This is a genomic window from Cupriavidus sp. HPC(L), assembly GCF_000307735.3.
GTDB lineage: Bacteria > Pseudomonadota > Gammaproteobacteria > Burkholderiales > Burkholderiaceae > Cupriavidus.
Genome location: NZ_AMPR02000114.1, coordinates 1 through 8,893, shown reverse-complemented (window position 1 = coordinate 8,893; position 8,893 = coordinate 1). Strand labels below are relative to the sequence as shown.

The window sequence follows — 8,893 nt, the reverse complement described above, 5'->3', positions numbered from 1 at the left end:
CGCCGCTCAGTGCGCTCCCGCGCATAGCGACCCGACGCGGCCTGCGCGCCGGCGCCAGGCAACGACGCGGCAGGCTCTACAATCACGGAATGAGTCCGCGTTCCCCCTCTCCGCAGCCCGCCGCCGGCGGGCGCTCCCAGACCGCGCCCCGTGGGCGCGTCCCTTCGTTCTCCCCCCGCCAGGCTCCCGCGCAGGTGCGCATCATCGGGGGCCGCTGGAAGCGCACGCCGCTACCGGTGCTCGATGCCGAGGGGCTGCGGCCCACGCCGGACCGCGTGCGGGAAACGCTGTTCAACTGGCTCGGCCAGGACCTGACCGGCCAGCGCTGCCTGGACCTGTTCGCCGGCTCCGGCGCGCTCGGCTTCGAGGCCGCCTCGCGCGGCGCCGCCCATGTGACGATGGTCGAGGCCAATCCTCGCGTGGCTCGGCAACTGCGTGACAACCAGAGCCGCCTAGGCGCCGAGCAGATCCAGATCGTCCAGGGTGATGCCTTCGCCATCGCGGCACAGATGCCGGCCGCCAGTTTCGACGTGGTTTTTCTCGACCCGCCGTTCGCCGAAGACTGGATCGGCCCGGCGCTGGCCCATGCCGAGCGGCTGACCCACGCGGCGGGGCTGGTCTATGTCGAATCGGAAAGCCCCTTGAACGGCGCCGATGCGCCGGTGCCCGCCTCGCTGGAAATCGTGCGCCACGCGCGTGCCGGCGCCGTGCATTTCCACCTGCTGCGCCATCGCGGCGCGGCCGACTGAATCCCGGCGCTGGCGCTTCGCGCGCCAGTGCGCGATGATCGCCCAAGGCGCTCCCGCCCGCTCGGCTCGGCGGCTTTCAAGCCGCGCATTTAGGGGTACACTACGCCGCTGTCGCCAACGCTCGCCTGGCGGCATCGGCGCAAGCCGGCTGCAAAGCCGGTGCCGGTGCGGCTTGCCGGTTCACGGCAGCGGGCAGAACAAGGAGGAAGCATGGTCGTCGCGGTCTATCCCGGCACGTTCGATCCATTGACCCGGGGACACGAGGATCTGGTGCGCAGGGCGTCCAATATCTTCGATGAGCTGGTGGTCGGAGTCGCCCATAGCCCCAACAAGCGCCCCTTCTTTTCGCTGGAGGAGCGCATCGGCATCGCCAAGGAAGTGCTGGGCCACTATCCGAATGTGCGCGTCGACGGCTTTTCCGGCCTGCTGAAGGATTTCGTGCGCAAGAACAATGCGCGCGTCATCGTGCGTGGCCTGCGCGCCGTGTCGGACTTCGAGTACGAGTTCCAGATGGCTGGCATGAACCGCTATCTGCTGCCGGACGTCGAAACGATGTTCCTGACCCCGTCCGATCAATACCAGTTCATCTCCGGCACCTTCGTGCGCGAGATCGCGGTGCTGGGAGGCGACGTCAGCAAGTTCGTGTTCCCTTCGGTCGAGCGCTGGCTCAAGGAAAAGATCGGCAAGGGCGACTGAGTCCTCGATCGGCTGCCGCTACAAGCCGCGCCGGCCCGGCGGGCCGGCCCGAAAACGCCTAGAATACGGGGTTCGGAACCGTCAGGACGCGGCCAGTCGGGCGCGGGCGGCTCCAGCGGCGCACCGCGCACAGTTGGCGCGGCGATGGCCGGACTGCAGAAGGAAATATCATGGCGCTGATGATCACCGACGATTGCATCAATTGCGACGTTTGTGAGCCCGAGTGCCCGAACGAAGCAATTTCGATGGGGCCCGAGATCTACGAAATCGACCCCAACAAATGCACCGAGTGCGTCGGCCATTTTGACGAGCCGCAATGCCAGCAGGTGTGCCCCGTCGCTTGCATCCCCCACGATCCGAACCGGGTCGAGACACAGGAAGTGCTGATGCAGCGCTACCGCCTGCTGACGGCCGCCAAGCACGCCGCCTGACACAGCGTGCGCGACTAGGCCAGGCGCCGGCTGCATACCGGGCGCCGCAATAGAACCCCGCCAAAGACCATGGCGGGGTTTTTTTACGCCGGTCCGTTATCGACCGCGCACAATGCAACACCGCCGGGACCGAATGCAACCAAAAGTCGTCAGATCCCGCGCATTTGTTAAGCGGCAGCCATCGCCAACATGCGACTGTGCACGGCATTCCTACAGCTCGGGAGAGCGCCATGCCGCAAATCTGCACCGAGGGTTATCCAAGCCCGGCGTTGCCGGGTACCAGCACCTATGAAATGACGTCGTTCGGCCGGTCCGAGGGCCGACTTGGCGTGGATGGGTCGACAATTGCCTTGCGCAACAATCCGCAAGGCGTCATCGCAGGCATAGCCAAGGTTTTTTCCCGAACGGAGGCTCCGCGGCGCACCCCGGAAGCGGAAAACAAACACATCGCCGCTTTGCCGAAGGTGGCAACCGACAAGATTCTCGCTTACCTCGCCGACCCCTTTGAACGGGCAACGCTCGCCATGACATGCCGGCTCCTTTATCGGCAGCTCAAACCTTATTGGCCAGAATTCCAGTTGTTTCGCGATTTGATTGCGTCGAAAAAGAGCCTGGATTTTAGGTCGCAGTCGTCATGCATGAGGGAGGTAACGCTATGGCTCAATCTTTTGACAGGGGACCGCTGGATCAGTTGGCGTGCCAAAGCGGTATTTGTGGAGATGGTCAAGCGACTGGGCAGGATGCACCCACGTATTCCGGAGCGTGTGTTCCATGAGTTGTGGCCGTTGTTCGATAACCTGACCAACAAGGCGAAGCTGGAGGTTCTACATGAAGTGTTCCAACATGCCATGGCGCGTTCTCCATATTGGGCCATTACAGTGCTGTCCGAATTCGCCCGCCGCACGGTCTACGGCGGTGTCAAGCCCGAATTTCACGACACGCTGCTTCGGCTTGCGACGCCGCTACTTCTCAACACCGCCACTGCGAAGTTTGCCGAGCCGCTGATCGGAGCCATCGCGCAGGCACAGCGTTTAGGTGGCGATACAAGGTCATGGGATGAGGCGAGATGGAAGCGAATACTGCAGTTGCTACCACCTTCGACGCCCATCAATTCGCCGGCCGTACTGGGTTTGGCCAATACTGCTATCGACATTCAATACCGCTGGGAAAAACACGGCAAAAAATTCGAGCATGGATTCCCTGCCGTAGCAATGATGCAGGAGCGGTTCAAGGGATTTCCCACATATGCTGCGATCAAGAAATCTGCAATCCCCGTATATCTGCCGGAGGAGAAGGAGATCAATGAGCGGCGCCAGTTGCGATACATGGCTACGTCGCGTTACGCCGTGGATCGTGCAAGGAGCGACCGACTGCACAAGGAAATTGCCGGAGCCATGTACGCGCGTAGTTCTGCTCCGTGGCTCGAGACCGCAGGCGGCGGCTAAACCAAAAAGGTATTTTGAGGCGGAGTAAACAAATGCCGAATGCCAGCCTCTGGCGTCGACTCGTCGATTGCACGGGGCAAGGGAAGGAGGAGACGATCCATGGGAAAAGCGTGCAGCCTACTTACCGATGCAAGCCGGATAGCGGAACGGCAGGCAGTGTTGCCGGATGACAAGCACGTCGCGCTCGCCAATACGGGTTTGTATTTCGGTTGGAGTGGCATTGCCTTGTGTCGAGTTGGCGCATTTGTAGAAGCAATCACGACCTTCTTCCGCACGAACCCAGCGTCGCCGCTTCTCACCACCCGATTCGTGGCTGACGGAGCCCGGCATACCGTCTCGCAGGTTGGGATCGCCTTAGGCGGTGTTGCCTCCCTTGTAGAAATGGGCATAACGTCCGTCTTGTTCGGAAGGCACGTACACAGGCATCGGTCCGTTGATGCCCAGCTTACCCGGAACCAGGAGAACCGTAGGGAGTTCTTCGGATTTATTCAGGGACGAAAGGAAGCGGCTCACGAAGAGAAACGCCTGAAACTCGGGGCCGAAGATCCGACCATAGACGACGGGTCGCCGATACCCTCAGTGCATCGGTTGAGCAGCAGCATCCCTGCCGGGGTGTCTTGTAAAGGTGTCCCTGCCCGCCAAGAGTCAATGTCGGAATTGGCGGCAGGCTATTTGAAGTTTGAAACGGCGCAAATAGACCGTCGCGAGGCTGCCGATACTCTGAAGCACTCCTCCGTCATGTTCACGCGTGATGGCATCCTGCAAGGCGGTGGCGTCGGCTGCAATTTGGCGTTGCTTTGGGATAGCTTCAAGATTAGCGAGCTATTACACCTTGCGACGGTGCCGATCAACGCCACAGCGACTGCCATCTGCGGCTTTGCATTCAGCCTCGGGTGTGGCGCCCTCCATATCGTCGCGGGAGCGTTGCGATGGCATGACGGCCTGAAGAAGCTGTCGGCGGCGACCGGGGCGCTGAAGGCAATCAATGATGCCAAAGAGCGACTCAAGGATGCGAAGGAGCGCCAGCAAGCCGAGTTGGCGGAGGCGGGTCGGCTGGCAGAGTCTCTGCTCACGCATGCCGAACGCAACGAAGTTCGCGCTCAGGACGACGCCAACAACCAAATCCGCGTGGGCAAATGGCGGATCACCTATGGCGCCACCGCGATGGCCGTCGGCGCGATTTCTTTGGCCTTGTTCCTGGTGGTAGGCGGAGTCTCGACCGGCGGTATTCTGTTCGGCATCATCGGCGGCCTGGCATTGGCCGGTTGGACCCTCTATGCCGGAATTCGGAATCGCAATTCCGCGAAATCCATCCAGGCGGCGATTGATAAGGGCAACAATAACGCTGTTGCATCGGGAGAGGGCGGGCCGAAGGACAACGAGCTGCCATCGCTTGACGATGTCATCGATCAGGCGGTCCGAATGCTAGACAAGGACGGCGGGCACGATGCCAACGCGCGACGGCTGATCAAGCACACCTTGAAACAGATCGGTTTGACTCGGGAGGATCTTTGGCCACTGCGGTTTTGCTCTTTCGATCCGAGTGTCAAAGGCCCCATCGTCGAGGAACTGAAGATCAAAATCCGCAATCTCGTGGATGGCGATGGTATCCGGTGCGCCGTTGAAAAAGGGTTGCGGCGTCGCGCCGAGTCGAAGCTCGCCGCGGAAGCCGAACCGGTCGCCTTAGTCGTTTGAACCGCTCGACGGCCGGGGCGTCGGCCCGCCACGGTTATCGGGCGGCAGGGTCGACCATCCAGCTATTATTTTGCCGAATGCAACTGCATCATCGCGCGTTCGGCTTCGCCTTTTGCCAGCAGCGACAGCGGCGCCACGCTGCGGTCGATGGCCTCGTCGATGGCCTGTTGCTCTTCCCGGCGCGGGGGCTTGAGCACGAAGTTGACGACCTCTTCCCGATCGCCGGCGCCGCCGGCATTGCGGGGATGGCCCACGCCGATGCGCAGCCGCCAATATTCCGGCGTCGACAGATGCGCGGAGATGTCCTTCAAACCGTTGTGTCCGCCGGAGCCACCGCCGCGCTTTAGCTTGACCGCGCCGGCCGGCAGGTCCATCTCGTCATGCGCGACCAGAATCTCGTCGGGCAGGATCTTGTAGAAGCGGGCCAGCGACACCACCGCCAATCCGGAGCGGTTCATGAAGGTCGATGGCTTCAGCAGCCAGATATCCTGGTCCCACAGGCGCGCGCGCGCCGCCAGCCCATGGAAGCGGCCTTCCACGCGCGGCGTGGCGCCGGCCATGCGGGCCAGCTGGTCGATCAGCCAGAAGCCGGCATTGTGCCGGGTGGCTTCGTATTCCGCCCCGGGATTGCCGAGGCCGACGATGAGCTTGATCATGGTGCTAACGGGTTCGGTGGCAGGCATGCACGGCGGCGGGCCGCGGCGCAGCAGGGAAGCATACGCGAAAAAAAACCGCCGGACGAACCGGCGGTCTTTCTGGCGGCGCCTGTCGATAAAGACAGGGCCGCCGGGTCAGCCGAGGGCTGGCGCCGATCAGGCGGCCGGCGTCTCGCCTTCGCCTTCGCTGGCGGCTTCCGACACACCACCGGCCGGCAGGGCGACGGTCGCCACGGCGGGGTTGTCGTCGCCGTGCGTGATCGGGGTCACGCCCTGCGGCAGCTTCAGGTCCGACAGGTGAACGGTCTGGCCCAGTTCGACGGCGCCCATGTCCACCTCGATGAATTCCGGCAGGTCGCCCGGCAGGCACGACACTTCCAGTTCATTCAGGATGTGGTTGATGATGCCGTGGCCGAGCTTCACGCCAGGAGCGGTTTCCTGGTTCATGAAGTGCAGCGGCACCTTGACGTGGATCTTCTCGGTGGCCGACACGCGCTGGAAATCGACGTGCAGCACCAGCGGCTTGAACGGGTGCATCTGGAAGGCGCGCAGCAGTGCCTTCTCGGTCGTGCCGCCCACTTCCAGGTCGAGGATCGACGAGTGGAAGGCTTCCTTCTTCAGCGCGTGGAACAGCGCGTTGTGATCGAGCTCGATCATCTTCGGTTCGGCGGTGCCGCCGTAGATGATGCCGGGGGTCTTGCCGGCATTGCGCAGGCGGCGGCTCGCACCCGTACCCTGTACGCTACGCTCGAAAGCGATGACTTTCATGGTGGACTCCAAAAAGTAAGAGGGCTGCCCGCGACCAGACAGCCCGATGAATCGGCGCCAGGTACGGTGACCGGGCGCCTCTGCGCCGCATCGCCGCTTGCGAACAAGCCGGCGGACGCGACAAAGCCTTGAATTCTAACAGGAAGTTCAGGAATCGGCGAACAGCGACATGATCGAGTCGCCCTTGACGATCCGGGTGAACGTCTCGGCCAGCAGCGAGGCGGTCGACAGCTGGCGGATCTTGCCGGTCTGGCGTGCGTCGTCGCGCAGCGGAATGGTGTCGCAGACGACCACTTCGTCCAGCGCCGAGTCGGCGATGCGGGCGGCCGCGCCGCCGGACAGCACCGGGTGGGTACAGTAGGCGAACACCTTCTGCGCGCCGCGTTCCTTCAGCACCTGGGCCGCCTTGCACAGCGTACCGCCGGTGTCGATCATGTCGTCCATGATCACGCAGTTGCGGCCGTCGACTTCACCGATGATGTTCATCACCTCGGCCACATTGGCCTTGGGGCGGCGCTTGTCGATGATGGCCAGGTCGCAGTTCAGCTGCTTGGCCAGCGCGCGGGCGCGCACCACGCCGCCCACGTCGGGCGAGACGACCAGCAGGTCGCCGTAGTTCTTTTCGCGCAGATCGCCCAGCAGCACCGGCGAGGCGTAGATGTTGTCGACCGGGATATCGAAGAAGCCCTGGATCTGGTCGGCGTGCAGGTCCATCGTCAGCACGCGGTCGACACCGGCGACTTCCAGCATGTTGGCAACCACCTTGGCCGAGATCGCGACGCGCGCCGAGCGCGGGCGGCGGTCCTGGCGGGCATAGCCGAAGTAGGGCATGGCGGCGGTGATGCTGCGTGCCGAGGCGCGCTTGAGCGCGTCGACCATCACCATCAGTTCCATCAGGTTGTCATTGGTCGGCTGGCAGGTGGACTGCAGCACGATGACGTGCTTGCCGCGGACATTTTCCTGGATTTCGACCTGGACTTCGCCATCGGAGAATCGGCCCACCAGCGCCTTGCCCAGCGGGATGCCGAGGTGCTGCACGACAGCCTCCGCGAGTTTGGGGTTGGCGTTGCCGGTGAATACCATCAAGCCGTCGCTACTCATGAGGGGCACCTGTCTTGCTGCTGGGGGATGGTCGCCGGCGCTGCCGGCGACAGATTCTGCGGATCTGCGAGGAATGTAATGGCAGGGGAGGAAGGATTCGAACCCTCGAATGCCGGAATCAAAATCCGGTGCCTTAACCGACTTGGCGACTCCCCTACACAACCGGGACCGTTCTTCGTTGCGCCGACAGCCACAACGCCGAACGAAAACTTGCTATGCGAAAGCTGCGAGCGGATGGCGCGACAAACTTCTCACGCATCTGCCATCCCATTCGGATGGCAACCGATCGAGTACCTGTTGCGCAGTTTGCGCGTCAGTATAGCGTGCAAACACACAGGCACCGGAACCGGTCATCCTTGCCTCGGGGCTGAACTGTCTCAGCCAGACAAGGGCTCGGGCAACTTCGCCGAACTTCGCTGTCGCTATCGCTTCCAGGTCGTTGCGACCGAAACCGAATTTGTTTGTGCAAGCAGCGAAGTCCGCAATTATGGAGATGGGCGTATCCCTTGTCAAGCGTTCATCGGAAAAAATTGCTGCGGTCGGCACATGCTGGCGTGGATGGATGACCACGAACCAGCTGTCCGGCAGATCGACCGCGGTCAACTCCTCGCCGATTCCCTCGGCGAAGGCGTTCTGGCCGAACACGAAGAAGGGCACGTCGGCGCCCAGGCTCAGACCGATTCGCATCAACTGTTCGCGCCGCAAGCCCAGGCCCCACAGCCGGTTCAGCGCCAGCAGCGTGGTGGCGGCGTCGGAGGAGCCGCCACCGATGCCGCCGCCCATGGGCAGCAACTTGTCGAGCGCGATCTCGACGCCGTAGCGGGTTCCCGTGGCCGCCTGCAGCGCCTTCGCCGCGCGCACCACCAGATCACCGTCCGCCGGCACGCCGGGGACGTCCGTCACACGAACGACCGCGCCGTCGTCGCGGCGTTCGAAATGCAGCGTGTCGCTCCAGTCGATCAGCTGGAACACGGTCTGCAGCATGTGATAGCCGTCGGGACGTCGGCCGGTCACATGCAGGAACAGGTTCAGCTTGGCCGGCGCGGGACAGTCGCGCAGTTGCGCGGGAGGCAGGGAGGCTGACATCGGACTGGGATGGAGCGGAGCGAGGATCGAGCGACGGGTACGTGCAGCGTGCGATCGGAGCGCGATCAGTGCGAAGCAGGGGCGTCGATCACCAGCTTGACCGACATCGGTCCACCGGCGCCATCGCGCGCCAGGTCGATCCGGCGCGGCAGCGTTTGCGCGCCATCCGGCGCGGCCTGCCAGGCAGCGTAGCGCACGGTCCAGCCGTTCTGCGACAGCGTCTCGAGCCGGCCCTGGGCGTCGCGCGTGGCGCTGGCCGGGGCGCC

10 protein-coding genes and 1 tRNA gene are annotated in these 8,893 nt (G+C 63.3%); 5 read left to right on the top strand and 6 right to left on the bottom strand.

The genetic code is table 11. The annotated features are described in order from the left end of the window. The first annotated feature begins 194 nt into the window (after positions 1-194). The 5 genes from rsmD to B551_RS08865 all read left to right on the top strand — a co-directional run bounded on the left by rsmD (position 195) and on the right by B551_RS08865 (position 5,016). A complete protein-coding gene (gene rsmD / locus B551_RS08885; protein ID WP_006576802.1) occupies positions 195-749 on the top strand; it encodes a 16S rRNA (guanine(966)-N(2))-methyltransferase RsmD in 555 nt (184 codons plus the stop codon). Positions 750-959: 210 nt separating this feature from the next. Next, positions 960-1,445, top strand: a complete 486-nt coding sequence (gene coaD / locus B551_RS08880; protein WP_006576803.1) for a pantetheine-phosphate adenylyltransferase — start codon at positions 960-962, stop codon at positions 1,443-1,445. Between the two features lie 170 nt (positions 1,446-1,615). After that, on the top strand, positions 1,616-1,876 hold the full coding sequence (locus tag B551_RS08875; protein ID WP_006576804.1) for a YfhL family 4Fe-4S dicluster ferredoxin: 261 nt from the start codon (positions 1,616-1,618) through the stop codon (positions 1,874-1,876). Positions 1,877-2,106: 230 nt separating this feature from the next. Continuing rightward, a complete protein-coding gene (locus tag B551_RS08870; protein ID WP_023263913.1) occupies positions 2,107-3,321 on the top strand; it encodes a hypothetical protein in 1,215 nt (404 codons plus the stop codon). A 99-nt stretch (positions 3,322-3,420) separates the two neighbouring features. After that, positions 3,421-5,016, top strand: coding sequence for a hypothetical protein (locus tag B551_RS08865; protein WP_157071944.1), 1,596 nt, complete (start codon positions 3,421-3,423; stop codon positions 5,014-5,016). 65 nt (positions 5,017-5,081) lie between these two features. Here B551_RS08865 and pth read toward each other — a convergent pair whose 3' ends face one another. The 6 genes from pth to B551_RS08835 all read right to left on the bottom strand — a co-directional run. Continuing rightward, complete coding sequence (gene pth / locus B551_RS08860) at positions 5,082-5,672, bottom strand: aminoacyl-tRNA hydrolase (protein ID WP_006576807.1); 591 nt, start codon at positions 5,670-5,672, stop codon at positions 5,082-5,084. Positions 5,673-5,828: 156 nt separating this feature from the next. After that, positions 5,829-6,440 carry a 50S ribosomal protein L25/general stress protein Ctc gene (locus tag B551_RS08855; protein ID WP_006576808.1) on the bottom strand — a complete coding sequence of 204 codons (612 nt, stop codon included), beginning with the start codon at positions 6,438-6,440 and terminating at the stop codon, positions 5,829-5,831. Positions 6,441-6,587: 147 nt separating this feature from the next. Further along, entirely contained in the window at positions 6,588-7,541 is a 954-nt protein-coding gene (locus B551_RS08850) for a ribose-phosphate pyrophosphokinase (protein WP_006576809.1), read from the bottom strand. A gap of 79 nt (positions 7,542-7,620) precedes the next feature. Continuing rightward, positions 7,621-7,697 (bottom strand) — tRNA-Gln (locus B551_RS08845). A gap of 57 nt (positions 7,698-7,754) precedes the next feature. Beyond that, positions 7,755-8,627: a 4-(cytidine 5'-diphospho)-2-C-methyl-D-erythritol kinase gene (gene ispE, locus B551_RS08840; RefSeq protein ID WP_006576810.1), complete on the bottom strand. Its 873-nt coding sequence runs from the start codon at positions 8,625-8,627 to the stop codon at positions 7,755-7,757. 65 nt (positions 8,628-8,692) lie between these two features. Further along, a partial coding sequence (locus B551_RS08835) for a lipoprotein insertase outer membrane protein LolB (RefSeq protein ID WP_043438284.1) occupies positions 8,693-8,893 on the bottom strand: 201 nt, incomplete at its 5' end.

Excerpts from the sequence above, each read along its gene's own strand:
- coaD (WP_006576803.1), top strand. The coding sequence starts at position 960 with ATGGTCGTCGCGGTCTATCCCGGCACGTTCGATCCATTGACCCGGGGA.
- B551_RS08875 (WP_006576804.1), top strand. The coding sequence starts at position 1,616 with ATGGCGCTGATGATCACCGACGATTGCATCAATTGCGACGTTTGTGAG.
- B551_RS08870 (WP_023263913.1), top strand. The coding sequence starts at position 2,107 with ATGCCGCAAATCTGCACCGAGGGTTATCCAAGCCCGGCGTTGCCGGGT.
- B551_RS08865 (WP_157071944.1), top strand. The coding sequence starts at position 3,421 with ATGGGAAAAGCGTGCAGCCTACTTACCGATGCAAGCCGGATAGCGGAA.
- pth (WP_006576807.1), bottom strand. The coding sequence starts at position 5,672 with ATGATCAAGCTCATCGTCGGCCTCGGCAATCCCGGGGCGGAATACGAA.
- B551_RS08855 (WP_006576808.1), bottom strand. The coding sequence starts at position 6,440 with ATGAAAGTCATCGCTTTCGAGCGTAGCGTACAGGGTACGGGTGCGAGC.
- B551_RS08850 (WP_006576809.1), bottom strand. The coding sequence starts at position 7,541 with ATGAGTAGCGACGGCTTGATGGTATTCACCGGCAACGCCAACCCCAAA.
- ispE (WP_006576810.1), bottom strand. The coding sequence starts at position 8,627 with ATGTCAGCCTCCCTGCCTCCCGCGCAACTGCGCGACTGTCCCGCGCCG.